Annotated in this window: 26 protein-coding genes; 22 read left to right on the top strand and 4 right to left on the bottom strand. The window is 67.4% G+C overall.

All coding sequences use genetic code 11. The annotated features are described in order from the left end of the window. Positions 1–101 precede the first annotated feature (101 nt). From ACXJJ8_RS01905 to ACXJJ8_RS01810, 20 genes are all read left to right on the top strand, one after another. On the top strand, positions 102–371 hold the full coding sequence (locus tag ACXJJ8_RS01905; RefSeq protein WP_499026556.1) for a hypothetical protein: 270 nt from the start codon (positions 102–104) through the stop codon (positions 369–371). Positions 372–501: 130 nt separating this feature from the next. Beyond that, positions 502–942: a YciI family protein gene (locus ACXJJ8_RS01900; RefSeq protein ID WP_499026555.1), complete on the top strand. Its 441-nt coding sequence runs from the start codon at positions 502–504 to the stop codon at positions 940–942. A 19-nt stretch (positions 943–961) separates the two neighbouring features. Beyond that, a complete protein-coding gene (locus tag ACXJJ8_RS01895; RefSeq protein WP_499026554.1) occupies positions 962–2,419 on the top strand; it encodes a DHA2 family efflux MFS transporter permease subunit in 1,458 nt (485 codons plus the stop codon). 119 nt (positions 2,420–2,538) lie between these two features. Next, positions 2,539–3,159, top strand: coding sequence for a GspH/FimT family pseudopilin (locus tag ACXJJ8_RS01890; RefSeq protein ID WP_499026553.1), 621 nt, complete (start codon positions 2,539–2,541; stop codon positions 3,157–3,159). An 8-nt stretch (positions 3,160–3,167) separates the two neighbouring features. Further along, the gene (gene pilV, locus ACXJJ8_RS01885) at positions 3,168–3,653 is read left to right on the top strand and encodes a type IV pilus modification protein PilV (protein ID WP_499026551.1); all 486 of its coding nucleotides are present in this window, start codon (positions 3,168–3,170) and stop codon (positions 3,651–3,653) included. 17 nt (positions 3,654–3,670) lie between these two features. Then, a complete protein-coding gene (locus ACXJJ8_RS01880; protein ID WP_499026550.1) occupies positions 3,671–4,684 on the top strand; it encodes a PilW family protein in 1,014 nt (337 codons plus the stop codon). After that, complete coding sequence (locus tag ACXJJ8_RS01875) at positions 4,681–5,217, top strand: pilus assembly PilX family protein (RefSeq protein WP_499026548.1); 537 nt, start codon at positions 4,681–4,683, stop codon at positions 5,215–5,217. The genes ACXJJ8_RS01880 and ACXJJ8_RS01875 overlap by 4 nt, the downstream gene beginning before the upstream one ends. Positions 5,218–5,231: 14 nt before the next feature. Further along, positions 5,232–8,864 carry a pilus assembly protein gene (locus tag ACXJJ8_RS01870; RefSeq protein ID WP_499026547.1) on the top strand — a complete coding sequence of 1,211 codons (3,633 nt, stop codon included), beginning with the start codon at positions 5,232–5,234 and terminating at the stop codon, positions 8,862–8,864. Between the two features lie 3 nt (positions 8,865–8,867). Next, on the top strand, positions 8,868–9,260 hold the full coding sequence (locus ACXJJ8_RS01865) for a type IV pilin protein (protein WP_499026546.1): 393 nt from the start codon (positions 8,868–8,870) through the stop codon (positions 9,258–9,260). A gap of 7 nt (positions 9,261–9,267) precedes the next feature. Next, positions 9,268–9,660 (top strand): type IV pilin protein, encoded by a 393-nt coding sequence (locus ACXJJ8_RS01860; RefSeq protein WP_499026545.1) that lies wholly within the window; start codon positions 9,268–9,270, stop codon positions 9,658–9,660. A 44-nt stretch (positions 9,661–9,704) separates the two neighbouring features. After that, on the top strand, positions 9,705–10,976 hold the full coding sequence (locus tag ACXJJ8_RS01855; RefSeq protein ID WP_499026544.1) for an RNA polymerase sigma factor: 1,272 nt from the start codon (positions 9,705–9,707) through the stop codon (positions 10,974–10,976). Positions 10,977–11,011: 35 nt separating this feature from the next. Further along, a complete protein-coding gene (locus tag ACXJJ8_RS01850; protein WP_499026543.1) occupies positions 11,012–11,620 on the top strand; it encodes a GIY-YIG nuclease family protein in 609 nt (202 codons plus the stop codon). Beyond that, a complete protein-coding gene (locus ACXJJ8_RS01845) occupies positions 11,617–12,237 on the top strand; it encodes an HD domain-containing protein (RefSeq protein ID WP_499026542.1) in 621 nt (206 codons plus the stop codon). The genes ACXJJ8_RS01850 and ACXJJ8_RS01845 overlap by 4 nt, the downstream gene beginning before the upstream one ends. A gap of 80 nt (positions 12,238–12,317) precedes the next feature. After that, on the top strand, positions 12,318–12,470 hold the full coding sequence (locus ACXJJ8_RS01840; protein WP_499026541.1) for a hypothetical protein: 153 nt from the start codon (positions 12,318–12,320) through the stop codon (positions 12,468–12,470). A gap of 93 nt (positions 12,471–12,563) precedes the next feature. After that, on the top strand, positions 12,564–14,300 hold the full coding sequence (locus ACXJJ8_RS01835) for a M1 family metallopeptidase (protein ID WP_499026540.1): 1,737 nt from the start codon (positions 12,564–12,566) through the stop codon (positions 14,298–14,300). An 80-nt stretch (positions 14,301–14,380) separates the two neighbouring features. Next, entirely contained in the window at positions 14,381–14,986 is a 606-nt protein-coding gene (locus ACXJJ8_RS01830; RefSeq protein ID WP_499026539.1) for an alpha-ketoglutarate-dependent dioxygenase AlkB, read from the top strand. Next, positions 14,983–16,278: a DUF763 domain-containing protein gene (locus tag ACXJJ8_RS01825; RefSeq protein ID WP_499026538.1), complete on the top strand. Its 1,296-nt coding sequence runs from the start codon at positions 14,983–14,985 to the stop codon at positions 16,276–16,278. Before ACXJJ8_RS01830 ends, ACXJJ8_RS01825 begins: the two co-directional genes overlap by 4 nt. Continuing rightward, positions 16,275–16,427 (top strand): hypothetical protein, encoded by a 153-nt coding sequence (locus tag ACXJJ8_RS01820; protein ID WP_499026537.1) that lies wholly within the window; start codon positions 16,275–16,277, stop codon positions 16,425–16,427. Before ACXJJ8_RS01825 ends, ACXJJ8_RS01820 begins: the two co-directional genes overlap by 4 nt. Before the next feature lie 34 nt (positions 16,428–16,461). Next, positions 16,462–18,042, top strand: coding sequence for a protein adenylyltransferase SelO (locus ACXJJ8_RS01815; RefSeq protein WP_499026536.1), 1,581 nt, complete (start codon positions 16,462–16,464; stop codon positions 18,040–18,042). Positions 18,043–18,067: 25 nt separating this feature from the next. Next, a complete protein-coding gene (locus ACXJJ8_RS01810; protein ID WP_499026535.1) occupies positions 18,068–19,933 on the top strand; it encodes an ATP-binding cassette domain-containing protein in 1,866 nt (621 codons plus the stop codon). A 3-nt stretch (positions 19,934–19,936) separates the two neighbouring features. On the opposite strand, the gene ACXJJ8_RS01805 is transcribed toward ACXJJ8_RS01810, so the two are convergent. Next, complete coding sequence (locus ACXJJ8_RS01805; RefSeq protein WP_499026533.1) at positions 19,937–20,383, bottom strand: barstar family protein; 447 nt, start codon at positions 20,381–20,383, stop codon at positions 19,937–19,939. After that, positions 20,380–20,829, bottom strand: a complete 450-nt coding sequence (locus tag ACXJJ8_RS01800; protein ID WP_499027185.1) for a guanyl-specific ribonuclease — start codon at positions 20,827–20,829, stop codon at positions 20,380–20,382. Before ACXJJ8_RS01800 ends, ACXJJ8_RS01805 begins: the two co-directional genes overlap by 4 nt. A 59-nt stretch (positions 20,830–20,888) precedes the next feature. Between ACXJJ8_RS01800 and ACXJJ8_RS01795 the strand changes: the two genes are divergently transcribed. Together ACXJJ8_RS01795 and ACXJJ8_RS01790 are read left to right on the top strand one after the other, a co-directional pair. Continuing rightward, on the top strand, positions 20,889–21,413 hold the full coding sequence (locus tag ACXJJ8_RS01795; RefSeq protein WP_499026532.1) for a 2'-5' RNA ligase family protein: 525 nt from the start codon (positions 20,889–20,891) through the stop codon (positions 21,411–21,413). Beyond that, a complete protein-coding gene (locus ACXJJ8_RS01790; RefSeq protein ID WP_499026531.1) occupies positions 21,410–22,006 on the top strand; it encodes a YdeI/OmpD-associated family protein in 597 nt (198 codons plus the stop codon). Before ACXJJ8_RS01795 ends, ACXJJ8_RS01790 begins: the two co-directional genes overlap by 4 nt. A 22-nt stretch (positions 22,007–22,028) precedes the next feature. On the opposite strand, the gene ACXJJ8_RS01785 is transcribed toward ACXJJ8_RS01790, so the two are convergent. Further along, the gene (locus ACXJJ8_RS01785; RefSeq protein WP_499026530.1) at positions 22,029–23,063 is read right to left on the bottom strand and encodes a YbaY family lipoprotein; all 1,035 of its coding nucleotides are present in this window, start codon (positions 23,061–23,063) and stop codon (positions 22,029–22,031) included. A gap of 18 nt (positions 23,064–23,081) precedes the next feature. Further along, positions 23,082–24,845, bottom strand: a complete 1,764-nt coding sequence (locus ACXJJ8_RS01780; protein ID WP_499026528.1) for a M14 family metallopeptidase — start codon at positions 24,843–24,845, stop codon at positions 23,082–23,084. Between the last annotated feature and the right edge of the window lie 20 nt (positions 24,846–24,865).

Here is a 24,865-nt window from a genome sequence, read left to right as displayed (position 1 = left end):
GACCCGCGGGGGACAACGCGAACATCACGACAGATCCCGTATTCCTGCAAGATTGACCCTCGGGCAACGTGCCCGGACGAGGAGGACGCATGCGTACTGAAATGAAGACCAAGCTCGCCCTGGCCTGTGGCGCGCTGCTCGCCGTGGCCCTGGTTGGCTGCAAGAAGAACGACGACGCCGCCGCCACGGCTGCTTCGGCCACCGTCGCTGCCCCGGCCACCATGGCCGCCCCGGCTGCGCCGATGACCCCGGCGATGCCGTCGACGGCCATGCCGGCCGCTTCGATGACGGCTCCGGCCGCGTCGACCGCCGCTGCTCCGGCCGCCGCTTCGACGGCTGCCGACGCCGCTGGCGCCCCGGCGACCAACTGATCGGTCGTTCAGGCAACAAGCGACATCGGGACGGCGGCCGCAAGGCCGCCGTCTTTTTTTGTGGTCCCATGTCGATCCGCATCGCCGCCGTTCGTCGTCCTTGTCGTCACCCCCAACAAGGAGTCCGCTCATGCGCGTCATGGTCATCGTCAAAGCCACCCCCGGTTCCGAAGCCGGCGTCCTGCCCACCGAAGAATTGCTGCGCGAGATGACCGCGTACAACGAGGCGCTGGTCCAGGCCGGCATCCTCCTCGCCGGCGACGGGCTCAAGCCTTCGAAGGACGGCGCGCGCGTCCGGTTCTCGGGTAAGAACCGCACCGTCACCGACGGCCCGTTCGCCGAAACCAAGGAACTCGTCGCCGGGTTCTGGGTATGGCAGGTTCGGTCGATGGAAGAGGCGATCGAGTGGGTCAAGCGTTGTCCCAACCCGATGATGCGCGAAGACTCCGACGTCGAGATCCGCCCGTTGTTCGAAGCCGAAGACTTCGGCGACGTGATGCCGCAGGAATTGCGCGATCGCGAGAAAGAATTGTTCGAGCAAGCGGCCGCGCGCAACGCGCAACGCCAGTAACCGGAAAACGGGACCCCGCATGCAACTCGATGCCCGCCGCCGCTGGATCGCCCTGATGGTGTTGTGCCTGGGCGTGTTGATGATCGTGCTCGACTCGACGATCGTGAATGTCGCGCTCCCGTCGATCAAACAGGATCTGCAGTTCAACGATGCATCGCTGGTCTGGGTGGTCAATGCCTACCTGTTGACCTTCGGCGGGTTCCTATTGCTGGGCGGGCGGCTGGGCGATCTGTACGGGCACCGGCGCTTGTTCCTGGCCGGCATCGTGGCCTTTACGCTGGCTTCGTTGTGGTGCGGGCTGTCGTCCTCGCGGACCGAATTGGTGATCGCCCGCGCCGTGCAGGGCTTCGGCGGGGCGGTGGTCACGTCGGTTGCGCTCTCGCTGATCATGATGCTGTTCCATGCACCTGCCGACCGCGCGAAGGCGATGGGCGTCTACGGTTTCGTGTGCGCCGGCGGCGGCAGCGTCGGCGTGTTGCTCGGCGGACTGCTCACCAGTGCGCTCGACTGGCACTGGATCTTCCTGGTCAACATTCCGATCGGCGCGCTCGTGTTCGCGCTGTGCCTGCGCCTGTTGCCCGGCGGAAGCGGGCACGAGGCCGGCGGCAAGCTCGATGTCGCGGGCGCGCTCACCGTGACCGTCGGCATGATGCTCGCGGTGTACGCGATCGTCGGCGGCAACGACGCCGGCTGGACCTCGCCGACGACGCTCGGCCTGCTCGCCGCCGCGCTCGCGTTGCTCGGCGCCTTCCTCGTCATCGAAGCGCGCGTGCGCGAACCGCTGATGCCGCTGGCGATGTTCAAGTTGCGCAACGTGGCCACCGCCAACGTCGTGGGCGTGTTGTGGGCCGCGGCGATGTTCGCGTGGTTCTTCCTCTCCGCGCTCTACATGCAACTCGTGCTCGGCTACGGGCCGATGCAGGTGGGCCTGGCGTTCCTGCCGGCCAACCTGATCATGGCCGCGTTCTCGCTCGGGCTGTCTGCGAAGATCGTCATGCGCTTCGGCATCCGCGGGCCGCTCGCGGTCGGGTTGCTGCTCGCGGCAGCGGGGCTGGCGTGTTTCGCAGCCGCACCGGTCGAAGGGGACTTCACCACGCACGTGCTGCCGGGGATGGTGTTGCTCGGCGTCGGCGCGGGGCTCGCGTTCAACCCGGTGCTGCTGGCGGCGATGAGCGATGTCTCGCCGGCCGATTCGGGCCTGGCCTCGGGCCTGGTCAACACGTCCTTCATGATGGGCGGGGCGCTCGGGCTCGCCGTGCTTGCGAGCCTGGCCTCGGCGCGCACCGCTTCGCTGCAGGCCGCAGGCCTCGACGCGGTCGCCGCACTCAACGGCGGATACCACCTGGCCTTCGTGATCGGCGCGGCTTGCGCGGCGACTGCGGCCGGCATCGGCTGGGTCGTGCTACGAGTCCGGACGCCCGTCACGGATTCACATGAATCGGGAATGCCCGCGTCCGACCAAGCGGCCGTTGAGTGACGAACGGTCGTCACAGGACTGATCAATGGAGCCGCGAGCTCTTCCATTCGGGACGATGCCGCAGGCTTAATAGGCCCCACTAGCTCGCCTAAGGGGAAGGCAGCGTGGGGGATCTCTTTATGGCACGTCGACGTTCGTCGGCCGCGCGATTGCGCGCGGTGTCCGGCTTCACGTTGCTCGAACTCATGGTCACGGTGGTGTGCGCGGCGATCATCGCCGCGGTCGCCGTGCCGAGCTTCGAGTCGACGATCAACAACTCGCGCCTGGCCTCGGCCTCCAACGAGCTGCTCGTCTCGCTGCAGACCGCGAAGATCGAAGCGATGCGCTACAACCGGCGCGCCGTGGTGTGCCTGAGTACGAACCCGACCGCGGCCAACCCCACATGCGCGGCGGCCAACGCCACCAACGCGACGGGCTGGATCACCTTCCTCGACGCCAATCGCGACGCCGCGTTCAACGCGGGCGACTCGCTGCTGCGCCGTTCGACGCTGCCGGCGAAGGTCAGGGCGATCGCGAGCAGCAACGTCCCGAACGGCGTCGCCGTGACCTTCCGTTCCGACGGTTTCGTGCGCAACGCGACCAACCAGACCTACCTGGGCGCCATCGACCTCTGCATGGAGGTCAGGCGTCCGGCCGAACACATCCGCCGGCTCAACCTGGGCCGCGCGGGCCGCGTCGCCGTCGAGCGCACGTCCAGGGCCAATCGTCTCTGCACCGCACCGGGCAACCCCATCAATTGAGGCCGCTGATGTTCATTTCCCGCCAACGCCTTCATGCATCCGGCCGCAGCCAGCGCGGCGTGGGCCTCGTCGAAGTGCTCGTCGCGGTCGTCGTGCTCGCCTTCGGGCTGCTCGGCATCGCCGCGATGCAGCTGACCTCGCTGAAGAACAGCCAGGGCGCGCTTTCGCGCAGCCAGGCGATCGCGCAGACCTACGCGATGCTCGACGCGATGCGCGCCAACCGCGGGGTCGCGTTGATCGGCGGCTACAACGTCAACAACGTGTGCACCGCCGCCAACGGCGCCTCGCTCGTCGCCAACGACCTCGCCCACTGGATCAACACCATGCACACGCCCACCGTGCTCGGCCCGTCGGCCTGCGGTTCGATCAATTGCGGCGCGGCCATCTGCACCATCAAGGTCACGTGGGACGACGTGCGATCGGTCAACGGCCAGGCCGGCGAAGGCCAGGAAACGACGGCGCCGATGTCCGTCGAAACGAGCACGCTGCTGTGATCCGCCGCGCTCCCCGCATGTCCGCCCCGCGTCGCCGCATCGGTGGCTTCACGCTCATCGAACTGATGGTCTCGCTGTTGCTCGGCCTGATCGTGACGTCCGCCGCGATCGCGATGTTCCTCAGCAACAAGCGCGTGTACGCGACCACGGAAAACCTCTCGCGCACGCAGGAGTCGGTCCGCACCGCCTACGAGCTGATGTCGCGCGACATGCGCGAGTCGGCCGCGACCGAATGCGAGGCCGGCCTGCCGATCGTGGATCTGCTGGTGAACCCGGGCACGCGGTGGTACTCGAACCTGGACTCGCCGGTGCGTGGTTACGACGGCAACCAGGCCTTCATCCTGCCGGCCGAGGCCTTCGGCACGGCGTTCGGCAACCGCATCGCCAACACCGATGCGATCGAGGTCAAGTCCGCGGTCAACGACGCCGTGGCGATCACCGCGCACAACCAGGGCGCGGCCACGATCACGCTCAACACCGCCGCCCATGGTTTCAACACCGGCGACATCGTGGTGGTGTGCGACTTCGACCACGGCGCGCTCCTGCAGCTGCGTTCGGCTTCCAGCGCGAGCGCGACGGTGAGCCACGGTACCGGCGTCGTCACCCCGGGCAACTGCTCCACGGGCGTGGGTTTCGCGGCGCCCGCGAACTGCGCCGGCGCGGGCAACCCGTACACCTTCGCCAACAATGCATTCGTCGCGCGCCTGAAGGCCGGCCGCTGGTACATCGGCAACGGGCGCTCGGGACCGGCGTTGTTCTATGCGCAGATGCTCAATGACGGCGCGACCGGCGTGACCGTCACGCCGCAGGAAATCGCGCCGGGCGTGACCGACATGCAGGTCCAGTACCTGCTGCAGGGCGCGACCAATTACGTCGATGCCTCGGCGGTGCCCGCCGCGACCTGGAACAGCCAGCTCGTGCTCGCCGCGCGCATCCAGCTGACCGTCGTGGGCAACGACACCAGCAACAGCGGCGACCCCGTCACCCGCCTGCTCGAACACACCGTGACCCTCCGGAACCGCGTGCCATGACCCAAGCCCATCCCCGCGGCCAGCGTGGCATCGCGCTCGTCGTCGTCCTGATCCTCCTGGTCGTGATGTCGCTGCTGGCCATCGTCAGCCTGCGCAGCACCCTGATGGAAGAGCGCATGACCGCGAACATGATGGACCGCAGCCTGAGCTTCCAGGCTGCGGAAGCGGCGCTGCGCGAAGGCGAGACGGCGGCCGCCGCCGCCAAGTCAGGCACTTCGCCGAAGGGCGATGCCGCGTGCACCAACGCCGTGTGCAACCAGCCCGTCGCCACCAGCCTGCCGCGCTGGACGGGCAATGTCTGGAACAGCGCGAAGAACACCAGCGTCAACCTCGGCGGCAAGACCGCGCAGGCGCAGTACTACATCGAGTACCTCGCCGACAACGTCCCCGCACGCGGCACTTGCACCACCACCGAAGACGTATCGCCCGACGCCACGTGCACCACGCTCGAATGGCGCTACCGCATCACCGCGCGCAGCACGGCAGCAGGACGCGCGACCGTGATGCTCCAGACCACCTACGCAGTGCCCTGATCGGAGTCAGGACCATGCCTACCCAATCTTCCACGCACGCTCGCCTCTGGGCCGCCGTCGCCGCATTCTGCGCGACGCTCCTCTCGCTGCCCGGTTCGGCGGTCACGATCCCCGACAACCCGTTGCAGACGGGCACGGCCTATCCACCGCCGAACATCATGTTCATCCTCGACGACTCGGGGTCGATGTCCTACGACTACATGCCCGACGACCTGGTGGCGATCTCGCAGGTGAACATCGCCGAGTTCACGTATGTCCGGAACATGCTGGCGTACAACCCGGCGGTCGATTACACCGCGTGGATGCAGTCGAACAACGTGCGCAGGACGGACGGGACCTCGTACCGGGCCGCATGGGCCGACGACAGCCTGCCCGCAACCGCGATCGACCTGTCCACCCAGGACAACTTCTTCTACGTGCCGCTCGCCCCGCCGAGCACCCCGGCGCCGGCCGGCTGGTACGACACGGCCGCGAACTATCGCCTCTACAAGATTCCCGTGGGCGGCACCGAGATCCAGTACGTCGACTACGGCGGCACGATCTCCATGCCGACGCGGAATTTCACCGGCTTCCCGCAGACGATCAGCGCGGCGGGGACGTGGACGATCGCGGTGCCCAAGACGACCACGTCGATGACGATCAGTACATCGGGCGGCACGAAGTCGAAAGGCCAGGGCGCCGACCTCCAGGTCCTCAACCCCAGCAATGGCGTCGCATGTACCCAGGGTGGTGGCGGCAACAACGAAAGCTGCACCATCGCCAATCCCGTGGACGGCAACTGGAAGATCGTGGTCACGGCCGCCTCGGCGTTCACCGGCGTCACGCTGGCCGCCGTCTATACGACCGACAACCACTGCAAGCCCGGTGAGCCCTCCACCAACGGCAACAAGGGTTTCACCACCTGCAGCACGGCAGACGCGGCGCACATGCCGTCCGCGCGCGGCCTGTCGGCCGAGTTGACGAACTACGCGACCTGGTACTCGTACTACCGCACGCGCATGAAGACGGCCAAGGGCGGCGCGAGCGAAGCCTTCAGCCGCCTCAACTCGAACATGCGCGTGGGATTCGACACCATCTGGGGCCTCAGCGGCGGCGCCAGGTTCATTCGCTACCCGATTCCCGTCACCAACAATTCCGGCCTGTTCCAGGGCACCAACCGCGACACCTGGTTCACGAAGATGACCGGCGCCGTCGCGTCGGGCAACACGCCGCTGCACGGCGCGCTCGCGCGCACGGGCCAGTACTACCAGAAGACCGATGCCGACGGCCCGTGGGGCCCGGAAACGGGGGCCAACCAGATCAGTTGCCGCCAGAACTTCGCGCTGCTGACGACCGACGGCTACTGGAACAACCAGGCCGGCTACCCGAGCACGGACGCAAACGGCGTGGCCGACTTCGCCAAGGTCGGCGACTCGGATGCGGCGGCGGGGCCGACCCACACGTCCGCCGACGGCAAGACCACCGGCCAATACACGCCGGACATGCCGTACATCGACAACGCCACCACTGCGCGCGCCGACACGCTGGCCGACGTCGCCAACTTCTACTGGAAGAACGACCTGCGCGGCGGCACGACCAGCAGCGCGCTGCCCAACAACGTGCCGACCTCCACCGCCGATCCGGCGTTCTGGCAGCACATGACCACCTTCGGCATCTCGATCGGCCTGAAGGGCAACCTGGATCCCAAGGCCGACCTCAACGCGATCACCACCGGCGCCAAGCGTTGGGGCAATCCGCTCGACACCGAGGACGAGGACCGCATCGACGATCTGTGGCATGCCTCGATCAACGGCCACGGCAGCTTCGTGGTCGCCCGCGACCCGACCGAATTCGCCCGCGCGTTGATCGAAGCGCTGGCGACGGTGGAAGAGCGCGGCGGTTCGGCGTCCAACGTCACCGCCAACTCCACCTCGTTCATCAGCGGCGCGCGCATCTACCAGGCGCGTTACGTCTCGGGCAAGTGGACCGGCGAACTGGCGGCGTTCGACGCTTCGGCCAGCGGGGCGAGCGACACGGCGACCTGGAAGGGCTCGCAGGGCATCGCGCTGACCGGCCGTCGCGTGTACACGTGGACGGGCACGGCGGGTGCCACTTTCCCGACGGCGAACCAGATCACCGCACTGGCGCGTTCGACCGGCGTTGCGCCGGTCAACGGCACCGACAACGCCGCCTACATCAAGGGCGACCGCAGCAAGGAAATCCAGAGCGGCGGCAGCCTGCGCAACCGCGCTGGCCTGCTGGGCGACATCGTCAACTCCTCGCCGATGTACGTCGCCGACACCAATACGATCTATGTCGGCGCCAACGACGGCATGCTGCACGCCTTCGACGCCGGCGACGTGGACACCGCGACGACCTCCGACGGCAAGGAGCTGTGGGCCTACGTGCCGGGCGGCATCAACTTCACGCAGCTGTCCACCTACAGCGATCCGCAGTACGCACACCGCTACTTCGTCGACGGCTCGGTCGTGGTGTCCACGCGCAAGCAGACGCCGGCGCAGAACATCCTGGTCGGCGCGCTGGGCCGCGGCGGCAAGGGGCTGTACGCGCTCGATGTCACCACTCCCAGCACGTTCGACAGCACGAAGGCCAAGTGGGAAATCGGCGGCGCCGATGCGGACATGGGCATGGTGCTGGGCGATCCGCTGATCGTCACGCTCAACGATGGCACCAAGGCCGTGATCGTCAGCAACGGCGTCAACAGCACCAACGGCAATTCGGTGTTGTTCGTCATCAACCTGCAGACCGGCGCGTTGATCAAGAAGATCGACACCGGCGTGGGCAGCGACAACGGCCTGTCCGAACCGCGCGGCCGCGACATCGACGGCAACGGCACGGTGGACTACGTTTACGCGGGCGATCTCAAGGGCAACCTCTGGAAGTTCGACCTGACCGCGACGGCCAGCACGAGCTGGGGGATCGCCGGCAACCGTCCGCTGTACAAGACCCGCAGCGGCCAGGCGATCACCGCCGGCGTGGCGATCGCGCGCAACCCGCTCGACGGCCGCGCCTGGGTGTTCTTCGGCACGGGCCGCTACCTGGAGTACGCCGACAACGCCGACAACACCGTGCAGGCCATGTACGGCGTGCAGGATCTCGGCGACGGCCTGACCGTCGGCGAATCGGAGCTGCAGAGCCGCGCGATCGTCACCTACAAGGACGTGCCCAATTCCGACCGCGACCTGCGCACCTTCGAAAAGACCGGCCCCTTGCCGGCCGGCAAGAAGGGCTGGTTCATCAATCTCAACAAGCCCGACATCGGCGAACGCATCATCGTGCGCCCGCAGATGCGCGGTTCGACCGTGGTGACCTCGAGCATGGTGCCCCCGGTGGCCTCCACCTGCGACGCGGGCGGTTCGGGTTGGCTCAATGCCGTCGATGCCTTCACCGGCACGGCGACCGCCGAGGCCTACTTCGACGCCAACGGCGACGGCGTGTTCAACAACCTCGACAAGCTGGCCGATCCGACCGGCACCATGGTCGGCGTCGGTTCGGTGTCCACCGGTGGCGGCGCGCCGACCAAGGGCGTCTTCATCGAGAACACGATGTTCTACAGCAAGACCAATGGCGATGATGGTTCCGAAAAGACCAACGGCGGCGGCGGTCTGGCCCGACGCGTCCAATGGCGCGAAATCCTCCAGGACTGATCCATGCAAACCAACCGCAACAAGCAGCGTGGTTTTACGCTGCTCGAACTGATGATCGTCGTGGGGATCGTCGCGATGCTGGCTGGGTTGGCCATCGCCGGTTACGGCTTCGCCACGAAGAAGACGCGGCGGTCGGCGGCGAAGGCTTGCCTGGTCGAAGGAGCGCAGCAGGTGGAGCGCTACTACACGTCGAACATGACCTATGTGGGCGCTGGCGTTCCCGTGTGCTCGGCCGACGTGACCACGTACTACACCATCCGCTTCAACGGCACCCCTTCGGCCAGCGCCTACAAGCTGGAGGCGGTGCCGCAGGGGCCGCAGGCGCCCGACAAGTGCGGCACGATGTCGGTGGACTCGCAGAACCAGAAGACGCCGACGACAGACGACTGCTGGTGATTCGGGCATGAGAGCGAAGCGGGGCGTGTCGGTGCTCGACGTCGTGATCGTCGTTGTGATCATTGCGGCGCTGGGCGGCCTGGCCTCCGGCGGTTACGACTACGCCGTGCGCATGCATCGGCGCGGCGCCGCGCAGGATTGCCTGCGCGCGGCCGCCGAGGCCATGCAGCGCGCCCACGCGATGACTTCGACCTACCAGGGCGCGGCGATTCCCTCGTGCCCGGCGAGCGTCGCGCAGTACTACACCGATCCCGCGTTCGCCGCCGGGCCTTCCGACGACGCGTACACGTTGCAGATCGCGCCCCGGCCCGGTACGGACCAGGCGAAAGATGCTTGCGGCCGGATGACGATCGACGAAACGGGACGACGCGGGGCGGACGACGACCAGTTGTGCTGGTAGCCGCCGGTTGCGCCGGCGTGGCTGCGATGGTGTCATCGCCGGCCATGGACACCCTCGACACCGGCCACGTCCGCCGCACCATCGACGCGGTGTGGCGGATCGAATCGACCCGGCTCATCGCGGGGCTGGCGCGCATGGTGCGCGACGTCGGCCTCGCCGAGGAACTCGCGCAGGACGCCTTCCTCGCCGCGCTCGAACACTGGACGACCAATGGGGTGCCCGACAAACCCGGCGCGTGGCTGATGGCGACCGCCAAGCGCCGCGCGATCGACCGCGTGCGCCAACGCGATCTGCACACACGCAAGCAGGCGACGATCGATCACGACGAGGACTGGCAACCCGCGCTGCTCGCCGCCGACCCCGAAACCGCGGCCGACGACCTGATCGGCGACGACGTGCTGCGCCTGGTGTTCACCGCGTGCCATCCGGTGTTGTCGAGCGACGCGCAGGTCGCGCTCACGCTGCGCCTGCTCGGCGGCCTGACGACGGAGGAAATCGCGCGCGCGTGTCTGGTGCCCGAAGCGACCATCGCGCAGCGCATCGTGCGCGCCAAGCGCACGCTGGGCGAAGCGAATGTTCCCTTCGAAACGCCGAGCCGCGATGAACTCCCGCAACGCCTCGCCGCCGTGCTCGGCGTGGTCTACCTGATCTTCAACGAAGGCTACGCCGCCACCAGCGGCAGCGACTGGATGCGCCCGGCCTTGTGCGACGAGGCCTTGCGGCTGGGCCGCATCCTTKTCGCGCTCGCGCCGCTGGAACCGGAAGTGCACGGCCTGCTCGCGTTGATGGAGTTGCAAGCCTCGCGCATCGGTGCGCGCACCAAACCCGATGGCACGCCGATCCTCCTGCTCGAGCAGGACCGCACGCGTTGGGATCGCCTGTACATCCAGCGCGGCCTGGCATCGCTGCGCCACGCCGAACGCCTCGGCGGCGCGGAAGGTCCGTACGCACTGCAGGCGGCGCTCGCTGCTTGTCACGCGCGCGCACCGACCGCGCAGGCCACCGACTGGCCACGCATCGCCGGCCTGTACGACGTGCTGGCCGCGCGCATGGGCTCGCCCGTGGTCGAACTCAATCGCGCGGTGGCCTTCGCGATGGCCTACGGGCCGCAAGCGGGGCTGGACCTGGTCGATGCGATCGTCGATGCGCGCGAACTGCGCGACTACCACCTGCTGCCGAGCGTGCGCGGCGACCTGCTGCAACGGCTCGGCCGCTTCGATGAAGCGCGCGCCGAATTCGAGCGCGCCGCCACGCTGGCGCGCAACGAGCGCGAAGCCGAATTGCTGCGCCGACGCGCGGCATCGACCACGCCCTGACGCCGCGTCCATGGGCGCCGCGCGAGCATCGCGCCATGCCCATCGACCGCCGCGATCCCGCGGGCCGCACGCAAAGCCGCGGCCGCTGCCATCTGTACGTCCTGCCGGTCGTGGTCGAGGACCTGTTGAAGCTCGGGTTCTCGCGCGATCCGCTCGCGCGCCTGCAGCAGTTGCATCCACGGTGGTACGAACAGTTCGACCTGGATCGCGCTTTCACGATCGAAACCGAATCGGTGCCCGATGCACGCCGCCTGGAACTGCGCTTCCGACGTGAACTCGACGCGCACAACGCACCGCGCCCGCTAACGATGCGCGAGGACGCGGGCGGGGCACGGGAGTGGTATCGCGGCGCGTACGATCGCCTCGAAGCCGCGGCACGGGACCTGGAAGGCGAGGGTTACACGCGTCACGCGCCGTTGCGGCCGTGGCTGCGCGCGGCGCTTCGAACGCACGCCGAGCTGCTGTACGACTGGACCGCTGCACTCGGCCCCGACGACCGCGAGACGCCGCGCCCCGGCGGTCTCGGCGCGACCGCCGCGCAGACGGCCGTGCGCAACGCGCTCGGCGCCTTCGATGCGCTCGACATCGATTTGGCTCCCTGGTTGCCCGAAGCGGTGCTGCGCTGGCATCGTGCATCGCGATGAGCGACGCCTTCGCCCTTTTGCCCTTCACGCTGCCGCCCGCGCAGGCCGCGGCGATCGCGCAGGCCTACGCCGCGCCGCCGCGCGCTTACCACGACCTGCATCACGTGGGCGAAGTGCTGCGGCATTACGACGATGTCGCGCGCGGCCCCGGTTGGATCCATCCGCGTGAAACCGCCTTCGCCGTGCTGTACCACGATGCGATCTATGTCGCCGGCGCGAAGGACAACGAAACGCGCTCGGCGGATCTGGCGCGCGAGGCACTCGCGCAATGGCCGATGGACGGGCTCGACGTGGATCGCATCGCGCACCTGATCGACCTCACCGCACGGCATGGCACCCTGTCTCCGCAGGATGTGCCGGAACAAGACACGCGCCTGTTCCTGGATTGCGACATGGCCATCCTCGGTGCCGAACCGGCGGTGTTCGATGCCTACGACCGGGGCATCACGGCGGAATATCGCGGCGTCGTGCCGGCCTGGTTGTTCACGATCAACCGCAAGCGCTTCCTGAAAGGTCTGCTGGCGCGCGAGCGCATCTATCTCAGCGATTTCTTCCACGCGCGGCTCGACGCCAGCGCCCGCAACAACCTGCGGCGGGCGATCACCACCAAGCGTTAGGGCGGGGACAGGGCGCTTCACGCCGCCCCCACGGCCGCTCCCCGAATCTGCCTCCCCAGTGCCACAGGGGCTTGATCCGCATGACTCGTCGACTCAACCGCAGGCTCCGCGTCATCGCCGCACGCGCCACGCTCTGCGCCGTGTTGGTGGCTGCATTGGGTGCCACCGGGTTCCGCACCGCCGACGAAGTCCGGGACGCCGACGCGCAACAGGCCGGTTTGTTCCAGCCCTGAGGCGCGCTTCACCCGTTTGTGACTAGCGGCAGGGTCCCTTGCGGCCCGCACTGTGGCATCGTCGCGCGATCCCATCGCTTCACGAGCCTGCGCATGTCCCTTCGCGTCGCCCTGCTGCCCTGCGCCCTGATTGCCGCCCTAGCGTCCCCGGCCTTCGCCGCGGACAAGGCGCCCGCCAAGCAACCCGACCTCACGCCCCTCACCCTGCAGACCGGCGTGCCGCGCGCACCCGAACAGGAAGCGGTCGTGTTCGAAACCGCGAGCCTGAAGTTCAAGGTCGATCCGGCGCGCAAACATCTCGATGGCGATGCGACGCTCACGTTCCGCGCGATCAAACCGGTCGACGCGCTCGTCGTCGACCTGGATCGCAATTACAAGGTTGCGTCCGTCGAAGTCGATGGCGTGAAAGCCGATTGGAAGAATCCCGAAGGCCGCATGACGGTGCCGCTCGCCAAGCCGTTGGCCGCAGGTGCGACCGCGGTGTTGCGCATCGTCTACGACGGCTTCCCGCACGTGGCCGAGCGCGCGCCGTGGGACGGTGGTTTCGTCTGGTCCAAGGCGCCGACCGGCGAGCCGTGGATCGCCAGCGCGGTGCAGGGCAACGGGTGCGACTTGTTCTGGCCGTGCATCGATCATCCGCAGGCCGAGCCCGGCGTGGTCGATCAGTTCGTCACCGTGCCCGCGCCGCTGGTGTCGGCCGGCAACGGCGTGCTGGTCGGCGTGGACGAGAAGGACGGCTGGCGCACGTATCACTGGCGCACGAAGAACCCCGACACCTACGCGATCGCCCTGAACATCGGGCCCTACGAATTACTGTCGGCCGACTACAAGTCGCGTTACGGCAACACCATTCCGCTGCGCTACTGGTACCTCAAGAGCGACGGCGACAAGGCAAAGGGCCTGTTCGCGGAGTTCGCGCCGATGCTCGACTTCTTCGAAGAAGTCATCGGCCCGTATCCCTTCGCCGACGAAAAGATGGGCGTGGTCGAAACCCCGCACCTGGGCATGGAACACCAGACCATCAATGCCTACGGCAACGAATACAAGAAGTCCGAATACGGTTACGACTGGCTGCTCGAGCACGAATTCGCGCACGAGTGGTTCGGCAACCAGCTGACCAACAAGGACTGGGACGACATGTGGCTGCACGAAGGCTACGGCACCTACATGCAACCGCTGTTCATGCAATGGCTGCGCGGCGACATGGAGTACAAGGCCAACCTGATGAAGCAGCGCGCGACGCTCGCCAACAAGCATCCGATCGTCGCCGGCCGCCCGATGCTCGAAGAGGACGTGTACAGCGACGAAAAGGGCCCCGGCCACGACATCTATTACAAGGCCTCGCTGGTCATGGATACGCTCCGCCACCTGCTCGGCGACAAGCAATTCTTCGATGTCACGCGCCAGATCGTCTACGGCCGCACCGACCCGCGGCCGGGCAACTTCAAGCCCCTGTACGCGAGCACGCCGGATTACATCGCGGCCGTGAAAAAGGTGACAGGCAAGGATTACCAGTGGTTCTTCGACGTGTATCTGTACCAGCCGGCGTTGCCGGACCTGGTCGCCACGCGTGAGGGCAGTACGCTGAAGCTCGCATGGAAGACGGGCGGCAAGCCGTTCCCGATGCCGGTGGAGGTGCGCGTCGGCGACGAAGTGAAGACGGTCGCGATGACGAACGGGCAGGGCAGCCTGTCGATCCAGCCCGACCAGAGCTTCACGCTCGATCCGCAGTCGAAAGTGCTGCGCCAGTTGCACCACATCGACGCATTCCAGCAGGACAAGAGCGACCGCGAGAAGGCTGAAGCCCGCAAGAAAGCCGCGGCAGGCTGAACCTGCGGTTTTAAGCTGGCTGAACGACGCAACGCCTGCGCGTCTCACGACCTGAGACGCGCCGGGCGACAATGCCCGTCATGCATGCGGCGCATTTTGCGGACGACCTGTTCAGCCAGGGCCCGCGCACCCTCATCGACGACGCGGAAGGCGGGTGCTGGTACCACCCGGGCTTCATTGATCCCGCGCGCGCGGCCGATTGGTTCGAACAGCTACGCGATGCGATCCAATGGCGCCAGCAACGTCGTCCCATGTACGACCGCGTCGTCGACGTCCCGCGCCTTACCAGCGGCTATGCACTCGATGGCACGGCGGTCCTGCCGGCGGCGCTCGCGCAAGCGCACGCCGCGATCGCCGAACACACCGGCGTGCCCTTCACGCATGTCGGCTGCAACTACTATCGCGACGGCAACGACAGCGTCGCCCCGCACAACGACAAGATTGCGACGTTGATTCCCGGTCATCCGGTCGTGCTGCTGTCCCTCGGCGATCCGCGCCGCATGGAAATCCGCGCGAAACAACCGCCGCGCAACGTGGTGCGCATCGACCTGGAAGCGGGCAGCCTGCTGTCGATGAGCCACGCGATGCAATACGCCTACGACCACGGCATCCCGAAAACGAAACACGCCGTCCGCCCGCGCATCAGCCTGGCTTTCCGCGTGCGCCCGCCGAAGGACAGCGTATGACCCGTCGCGGCGGCAGCGCCGATCTTCCGCTGCATGGCGGCCGCGTGCCGCAGTGGCTCGCTTCGCGCATGACCGCGCTCGGTTCCGTGATGACGCAGGCGATCGTGCACGAATACGGCCGCGACGAATTCCTGCGGCGCATGGCGCATCCCTTCTGGTTCCAGTCCTTCGGCGCGGTGATGGGCATGGACTGGCATTCCTCCGGCATCACGACCAGCGTCATCGGCGCGCTGAAGCGTGGGCTCGCGCCGATCGCGGGCGAACTCGGGCTGCATGTGTGCGGCGGGCGCGGCAAGCATTCGCGCGCGACGCCGGCGGAGTTGCAGGCCATCGGCGAACGCGTCGGCATCGACGGCGGCGCGCTCGCGCAGGCCAGTCGGCTGGTCGCGAAAGTGGACAGCGCCGCGGTGCAGGACGGCTTCGACCTGTACCTGCACGGCTTCATCGTCGCCGACGACGGCAAGTGGACGGTCGTGCAGCAAGGCATGCACGGCGAGCGCGGGCAAGCGCGGCGCTATCACTGGTTGTCGGAAGGGCTCACGAGTTTCGTCGACGCACCGCACAGCGCGATCGACGGGCCGGGGCAGGGCCGCATCGTGAATCTTGCCGATCGGCGCGCGGCGGCCTCGCGCGATGCGCAGGTCTTGTTGCTGCAGGACATCGGTGCGCAGGCGATCGCGGAGGAATTCGCGCGGCTCGAGCCTTCGCGCGCACGACCGGCGTCTCCACAGGGCGAGCTCCTTCCGCATCTGTCGATGCCCGATCACCACGACGTGCGCGGCGCAAACGTCGTCGTCCGCCGCCTCCACGGTGCGCTCGCCGCCGCGCAGGAAAACGGCCCGCAGGATTTCGCGCAACTGCTGCAGGTGCCCGGCGTCGGCGCACGCACCGTGCGCGCACTGGCGATGGTCGCCGAAGTGCTGCACGGCACGCCGTGCCGTTTCACCGATCCGGCGCGGTTCTCGCTTGCGCATGGCGGCAAGGACCGTCATCCCTTTCCGGTTCCGACGAAGGTCTACGACCACACGATCGGCGTACTCAAGTCGGCGATGCGCAACGCCAAACTGGGCCGGGAAGAGGAACTGCAGGCGATCCGCCGCCTCGACGCGCAGGCACGCGCCCTGGAGGCCAGCGCCACGGGCCCGTCGGTGGAGGCCTACATCGCCGACGAGCGCCGCCATTCGCACGACTACGGCGGGCGCAGCATCTTCGGCTGGGAACCGCCCGCGACGGATGCAGCCACCGCGCCTGCTAAGCTCGGCGGCAATCGCAAAACGCGGAAGTCGGCATGACCTGGGTCGGGATCCTGATATTGATCGTCTGCATCTGGCTGGCCTTCAAGGTCGCCGGCGTCCTGTTCAAGATCGTGCTGTGGGGCGCGATCATCGTCGGCGTCTGGTGGCTGGCGGCGCCTTACATGGGGTTGCCGCGGCCGTTCTGACGCCGCCTTTCACCCGCGCGGGCACAATGCCGCGATGCACGCCCTGACGTTCGACAACCAGTTCCTCGCGCGATTGCGCGGCGACCCGCGGGAAGGCCCCGGCATCCGCGAGGTCGAGGCCGCGTGGTCGCGCGTCAAGCCAACCCCCGTCGCCGCGCCGCGCGTGGTGGCGTATTCGCGCGAAATGGCGCAGACGCTGGGCTTCAGCGAGGCAGACGTGCGTTCCCCTGAGTTCGCGCAGGTTTTCGGCGGCAATGCACTGCTGCCGGGGATGGATCCGTTCGCGGCGAACTACGGCGGCCACCAATTCGGCCATTGGGCCGGCCAGCTCGGCGACGGCCGCGCCATCACGCTCGGCGAGACCCTCGACGCACAAGGCCAGCGCTGGGAACTGCAACTCAAGGGCGCGGGCCCGACACCCTACTCGCGCAGCGCCGACGGCCGCGCCGTGTTGCGCTCGTCGATCCGCGAATTCCTGTGCAGCGAAGCGATGCACCACCTGGGCATTCCGACCACGCGCGCGCTGAGCCTGGTCGCCACCGGCGAGTCCGTCGTGCGCGACATGCTGTACGACGGCAATCCGAGGGAGGAGCCCGGCGCCATCGTGTGCCGCGTCGCGCCCTCGTTCATCCGCTTCGGTCATTTCGAATTGCCGTACACGCGCGAAGACCTCGAGGGCCTGCGCGCGCTCGCCGACTTCTGCATTGCGCGCGATTTCCCCGAATTGCGCGGGCAGGGCACGACCTTGTACGGCGATTGGTTCAGGACGATCGCGCAACGCACCGCGACGCTGATGGCGCACTGGATGCGCGTGGGTTTCGTGCACGGCGTGATGAATACCGACAACCTGTCGATCCTCGGACTGACCATCGACTACGGCCCTTACGGGTGGATCGACGATTTCGATCCGGAATGGACACCCAACACCACCGATGCCGGTGGCCGGCGCTATCGCTTCGGATGGCAGCCGAAGATCGCGTACTGGAACCTCACGATGCTCGCGCACGCGGTCTCGCCCTTGTTCGGCGAGGACGTCGCGCCGTTGAACGAAGGCTTGCAGCACTTCATGGATGCGTATGTCGCCGCGGATCGTGCGAATACCGCGGGCAAGCTGGGTTTGCGCGAAGCCCGCGACAGCGACATCGAGCAGCACCAGATGCTCCAGGACCTGCTGCGCGTGGGCGCGTTCGACATGACGTTGTTCTATCGCGCGCTGTCGCGTTTCGACCCCGATGCGGACATCGAAGCGCAACTGCACGGCCCGGGCGATCTGTTCGCCCATGCGTCCTACGACCCGATGTATCACGAGGAAGCGTTGCCCAAGTTGTGGGAGTTCTTCGACCTTTACGCGGCGCGCTTGCAGGAAGACCGGATGCCTGCGGCCGAACGCCGCGCAGCCATGAACGCCGTCAACCCCAAGTACGTGCTGCGCAACTATCTCGCGCAGGAGGCCATCGAGCTGGCCGAGCAGGGCGACGACAGCCGCGTCGTGGAATTGCTGGAGGTGATGCGCAAACCCTACGACGAGCAGCCCGGTTACGAACGTTTCGCACAGAAGCGGCCGGAATGGGCGAAGACGAAGGTGGGATGTTCGATGCTCAGCTGCAGCTCCTGAGGGGCGCAGCCACTACAATTGCCCGATGCCCCTGATCGCCCTCCAGAACGTCGACTACAGCGTCGGCGGCCCGCTGCTGCTCGACCACGTCGAGCTGTCCATCGAACCCAACGAGCGCATCGCGCTCATCGGCCGCAACGGCGCCGGCAAGTCCACGCTGCTGAAGTTGCTCTCCGGGGACCTCAAGCCCGACGACGGTGAAGTGCGCCTGGAAGGCGGTCGCCGGGTCGCGCGCCTGGAACAGGAAGTGCCCGGCGATGCGGTGGGCACCGTGTTCGATGTCGTTGCGGCAGGCCTGGGAGAGGCGGGCGCATTGCTGGCGCAGTTCCATCACATCGCCCACGCCGAGGTGGTCGACGCGCGCGCGCTCGCGAACATCCAGGCGAAGGTGGAGGCCGCGCATGCCTGGTCGCTCGACCAGAAGGTCGAAGAAACGCTCACGCGCCTGGGCCTGGATGGCGACGCGCAATTCGCGCGCCTGTCGGGCGGCATGAAGCGGCGCGTGCTGCTGGCGCGTGCGCTCGTCTCCGCGCCGGACCTGCTGCTGCTGGACGAACCGACCAACCACCTGGACATCGAGTCGATCGACTGGCTCGAACAATTCCTCAAATCCTGGAACGGCGCGCTGGTCTTCGTCACCCACGATCGCCGCTTCCTGCGCGCGCTCGCCACGCGCATCGTCGAAATCGACCGCGGCCGCGTGACCAGCTGGCCCGGCGATTTCGACAACTACCAGCGCCGGAAGGACGAACGCGCCAATGCCGAAGCGCAGGAGAGCGCGCGCTTCGACAAGCTGCTCGCGCAGGAAGAAACCTGGATCCGCCAGGGCATCAAGGCGCGTCGCACGCGCGACGAAGGGCGCGTGCGCAGGCTCGAATCCATGCGCGTCGAACGCGCGGCACGGCGCGAGCAGATGGGGCGCGTGAAGATGGAGGTCTCGCAGGGCGAGTCCTCCGGCAAGAAAGTCATCGAGGCGCGCGATGTCGATTTCGACTATGGCGACCGCGCGCTCGTACGCGATTTCTCGACGACGATCCTGCGCGGCGACCGCGTCGGCCTGATCGGTCCCAACGGCAGTGGCAAGACCACGTTGCTCAAGTTGTTGCTGGGCCAACTCGCGCCGCAGCGTGGCACCGTCAAGTCCGGCACCAACCTGGAAGTTGCGTACTTCGACCAGCAGCGTGCCGCGCTGCGGGAAGACTGGAGCGCGATGGAGAACGTTTCGGGCGGGCAGGATTTCGTCGAGATCGGTGGCAGGCGCAAGCATGTGCTCGGTTACCTGCAGGATTTCCTGTTCACGCCCGAACGTGCGCGCGCGCCGATCACGCGGCTGTCGGGCGGCGAGCGCAATCGCCTGTTGCTCGCGCGCTTGTTCGCGCAGCCTTCCAACCTGCTGGTGATGGACGAACCGACCAACGACCTGGATGTCGAAACGCTCGAATTGCTGGAAGAACTACTCGCCGAATATCCCGGGACCTTGCTGATGGTGAGCCACGACCGCGACTTCCTGGATCACGTCGTGACCTCGACGCTGGTCATGGAAGGACAGGGTCGGGTGGGGGAGTTCGTGGGCGGGTATACCGATTGGGTGCGGCAGCGCGGGCCGCAGGTCGCGTCCGTTCAATCGGCGAAGAGCGCCCCTGCGCGGCCGTCGCAGGGCGGCCAGACCAAGCGTCGCATGTCCTTCAAGGAACAGAAGGAACTGGAACAGTTGCCGGCACGCATCGAGCAGCTCGAAGCGCAGATCGCGCAGTTGACCGAAACGATGCACGACCCGGCCTTCTACCAGCGCGACAGCGCGGCGATCGTCGCGCACAACACGCAACTGGCCGATGTGCAGGCGCAGCTGGACACGGCTTACGGCCGATGGGTCGAACTCGACGCGGGTTGAGCGTTATTCCGACGCCTGCGCGTCGATCTCGTCGAACACCGATTCGGGCAGCGCGATGAACGACCAGAACGGCAGGTCGCGCTGGGCCCAGTCTTGCCCGGTTTCCTCGAGGATCTCCAGCAGCGTGTCGAACGCATCGCCGGTCGACTGTTGCAACGCACCGCCGTTGTCGAACAACAGGGCCACCCCCGCATTGGGCAGCCACGACAGGTCGCGCAAACTGTCGGACAAGGCGTCCCAGTTGTGGCCGAAGGTGCGCGGGAAATCGAGCGCGGTGGCGATGCGCAGCAGGATCTGGTGCTTGTCGCCGCCTTCCAGGTCGACGCGCCGCACCTGCAGGCCCGCGTCGCGCGCGGCCACGCCGAGCGTGTCGAGGTCTTCGCTGGTGACGAAGTAGACGCCGGCGTTGTCTGCATCGGCCAGGCCGAGTTCCCAGCCCGATTCACTCATTGCACATTGCCCGCCACGTCGAAGGAACGAAACGAATCATAGTGATCGTCCGTGTAATACCACGTGGACGGCGGCTGGCCGCCGGTGATGATGCGGCGCGCGCCGCGGTTGCCGGCGCCCGGCGTTTCCACCGTGTATTCGCGATAGTAGCCGCGCGGCATGTCGGGCAGGTGGCGTTCGCGGTTCTGGAACACGCTGCCGTCCTGCGCATGCGGATAGGGCCCGCCGCGCCGGATCAGCGCGACGGTCTGGCGCGCTTCGGAAGGAAGGAAGGCAGGGAGGGCAGGCGCGTGATCGCGCGCAAGCTCGACAGCACCGCCGCCGGCCGCCGGTGCGCTCGTCGAAGGGGGCGTTTCGCCCGGCGCCGGCGAATTGACGGTGCGCGGCCAGAACAACCACACCGCGAAGAGCAGCGCGGCCACCACCCAGATCCACGGATTGCGCAGATGTCGCCGCATGCGGTCTCCGAGCTTCCATTGGCGTCGTTTCGGAAGATACTCCTTCCATGCCGCTGACGCGCAACCTCTTCTTCGCCATCGCGCCCGACCCGTCGCTGCGCGACGCGCTCGCCGCGCACGCGCAGCGCCTGCATGCCGGATGGGGCGGCCGCATGACGGCGCCGGTGAAGTTGCACATGACGTTGTTGTTCCTCGACGCGCTGCCCGCGCCGATCGAACCCACGCTCGTGGAGGCGGCGCGCGCCGCGGGTGCGTCGATCGCACTCCCCGGATTCGAGCTCGTCGTGGATCGCGCGGATCGCTTCGGCGACCGCGTCGGCTGGCTCGGCTGTTCGCGGGTGCCGCCGGCGCTGAAAAGCCTGCACGACGCCCTCGTCGACGCGTGCTTCGCCACCGGCGCGCCGGTGCGACGCGAAAACCACTACACGCCGCACGTCACCGCCTTGCGCGACCCACGCACCACTGCGCCGCACGCGATCGATCCCCTGGCCTGGCGCGTGCGCGACTTCGCGTTGATGGCCAGCGACGAAGGCGCTTACGAAGTCCTCGGCACCTGGCCCCTGCACGCATGACCCGCGATCCCCGCATCGACGCCTACATCGACCGGCAGGCCGACTTCGCGCGGCCGATCCTCGAACACGTGCGCGCGCTGGTCCACGAAACGTGTCCCGACGTCGAGGAAACGATCAAGTGGTCGATGCCCACCTTCGTGTACGGCGGCGGCATCCTCTGCGGGATGGCGGCGTTCAAGCAGCACGCGTCGTTCGGTTTCTGGAAGCACGCGCTCGTCGTGGGCGATGGGCAAGCGCGCGACGGGATGGGCAGCTACGGCAAGATGACGTCGCTGAAGGACCTGCCGCCGAAGAAGACGCTCATCGCGCATCTGCGCAAGGCGATGCAACTGAACCTGGAGAAGGCACCGCCGGTTCGCAAGGCCGCTGCGCCGAAACCGCCGCCGCAGATGCCGGACGACCTGGCGACCGCGCTGAAGAAAAACGCGAAGGCCCGCAAGGCCTACGACGCATTCCCGCCGAGCGCGCAGCGCGATTACGTCGAGTGGATCACCGAGGCCAAGCGTGAAGCGACGCGCGCCACGCGCCTTTCGCAAGCCGTGGAATGGATGGCCGAAGGCAAGCGCCGGAACTGGAAGTACGAGAACTGCTGAAGCCGCGGCGTTGCGCGCGGCTTCATTCCGACAGGAAGCGCCCGCAACCCCGATAGGACGTGCCGCCGACGTCGATCATCGCGTCGACCGGGTAGATCGCGTCGCTCATGCCGTCGTTGCAGGGCTTGCGGTCGAGCACGACGCGCACCTTCGTCCCATCGGCCGTCGCGCCGGCGTAACCCATCAGGCCGGAAAGCGAATCGGCCTTCGCGACCTCCAGCGTGCGCGCGCCGTAATCGAGTTCCGCATGCAAGCGCGGTGTATCGCCGGGCCCGACTTCGAGCAGCCAGCCCGGCTCGTTGCCGATGGCGCGGAACGCGATCCCGCGTCGCTTCGCCGCTTCCCACGGCGAGCCCGCCTGCGGGGGCGCATCCTGCTGCACGCATTCGACTTTCGCGCCGCCCTGGCGCGTGAGCGTGCCTTCCGCACCCTTCGTCCAGAACTCGTTGCCGAGATGATCGGCATAGCGCGCACCCGAGGCGGACTGCGCCAGTGGCAGCGACACCGCGCCGCTCGGCAAGGCCAGGTCCACGCGTTCTCCCGGAATGTCGAAGACGGCTTCGAACGTCATGTCCTCGCAGGTCCACGTCGACCGCGTGGTTTGCGTGGGCGGTTGCGGCGCATCGCCGCTGCGCACGCGCACCATGCGGAATTCGACGACCTTCTGATCCCCGGGCGTGACCGCGATGCGCGTCGGCGTGTTGAACAACAGGCCGCCATCCACGCCGCGCAACACCGCACGCAGGCCGTAGCGGCCGTTGGCGCGGACCTTCGCGGGGTCGTATTGCAACGCGAAGTCGTACGGCGGCCCCGCGACATCCTCCAGCGTCGTCGTCGCGATCACCGCATCGGGCGTATCGGCGCGCTGGTCGTCGACCAACTCCACCGTGAAGTCCGCGCCCGGCGGGATCTTGATGCGTTCCAGATACGTGGCGCGCCCATGGATGAAGTTGGATTCGGTCGGCACCGGCGCATCGGCGGCAGGGGCCGCCTTGTCCGGGCAGCCCGCCAGCATCGCCACCAACGCCATCGCCAACATGCAACGCAACACGTTCATCGCAGGCTCCTTGTCGAATCAGGGCGTGGTGTCGACGCGCAACACCGGATAGAGATTGAAGCGTTCGTCCCACGAGGCATGCCGCTTCGCGAAGAAGGCCAGGCGCGCTTCGGGGTCCTTCGCGAACGCCGGGTCCTTCAACGCGGTGTCGAACTCGGCCCGCACCTTCGGATCCTTCAGCATGGTCTTGGCGACTTCCTCGGCGACGTAAGCTTCCATGTATTCCTTCTGTTCGAAGGCGTTGTTGAATTCACCCCACGCGGCCAGCGCATCGGGCGCCTTCGGCTCGAGCAGTGCCATCACCAGGCGGGCTTTCGGCTGATCGATCGGCACGAACAACGCGCCCTTGCCGACGCCGCGTGTTTCCGGCTTCCACGCGCCTTCCACCGTCAGGCGCTGGTGGCCTTCGACCGAATTGCCGGCGAACTTCGTGCTCGTCGCGCGGAAGGTTTGCACCGCGAGCTTGTCGTGCCCTTCGATCGGATGGAACTGCACGCCGTGCAGCTTCAATTTCTCGCCGACCCACGCCGCATGCGCCGCCGGCACGATGTAGCCCGCGCGCGGCGCATCGACCACCTGGTCGGGCACGATGTCGTCGCGCAACGGCACCTTCCACACCTGCGGTTTGGTTTCGTCGTAACGCGTCATCAGCGTGCCCGACACGTCCGACTGCGTGCGTGTGTACGCGTAGCCGCGGAAATCGATCGTGCGCACCTTCTCGCTCGCCTTGTAATCAAGCGGCACGGGCTTGCCTGCCAGATCGGCGGCGTCGGCGGCCTTCGCGATACGCATCCAGTCCGCGCCATCGTCGGCGACGTGCCGCATCACCGAGAGCACGATGTCGTGCGTGGTCTTGACGCGATGCGCATATGGGCGCCAGGAATGCGTTTCCACCAGCATCCCGAAGCGATTGCGCAGTTGGAAATAGCCGGTCGAAAAGCGCGGCGGCGACACGCCGTCGACGAAACCCGACGTCGGATCGTCGAACTGCACGAAGGAGGGATAGAACGCGACCGGCAGCGCGCCCTGCTTCCGGACATCGGCGATCACGCCGTCGCGGAAGGCGCGGCCCGCGGCCTGCAACGCGGCATCGCCGGCGTGCACCGGCTCCACCTGCACGGCGACGTCCTGTTCGAACTTCGCGCCGTCGGTGACATGCAGGTCGATGTAGGCGATCGGGTCCCACGCATCGACCAGGCGCAGCATCGCCTGCATTTCCGGCGCGTCGGCCTTCACGTAGTCGCGGTTGAGGTTGTAGTTCTGCGCGGTGGTGCGCCATCCCATCTGTTCGGGGCCGCGCTGGTTCGGGCGGTTCCATGCGCCGAAGCGCTCGTGGCCGTCGATGTTGAACACCGGGACGAAGACGAGCACTTGCTTGTCGAGCACGCCCTTGTCCTGTTCGCCGTCGAGCACCTGGCGCAACGCCTGGAAGCCCGCGTCCTTGCCGTCGATCTCGCCGGCGTGGATGCCACCCTGCACGAGCAGCACGGGCAGGCCCTTCGCACGCGCAGCCTCCGGCGCCAGCGCGCCGGTCCGCGTGGCGATGAGCGCGAGCATCGGGCGGCCTTCGGGGGTGGTGCCGAATTGCGTGCAGCGCACGGCGTCGGGATACGCCTTCTCGAATGCGTGGCACAGCGCGATGGTTTCGTCGAAGCGACCCGTGCGCACGAAGCCGGAACGCTCGGATTCGGTGACCAGGTCCGCGCGCGGCGTGGCCGCGAAGGCGGGGCCCAGGCAGGCGAGGGCGACGGCGGAGGCGAGCAGCGTGCGGATCGGCGTCATGGGTGGCTTGGTTGAAAGGG

Source organism: Lysobacter sp. P5_C4 (assembly GCF_054049695.1).
The sequence above is the reverse complement of the archived record's forward strand: the minus strand, read 5'-3'. Positions and strand labels throughout refer to the sequence as shown.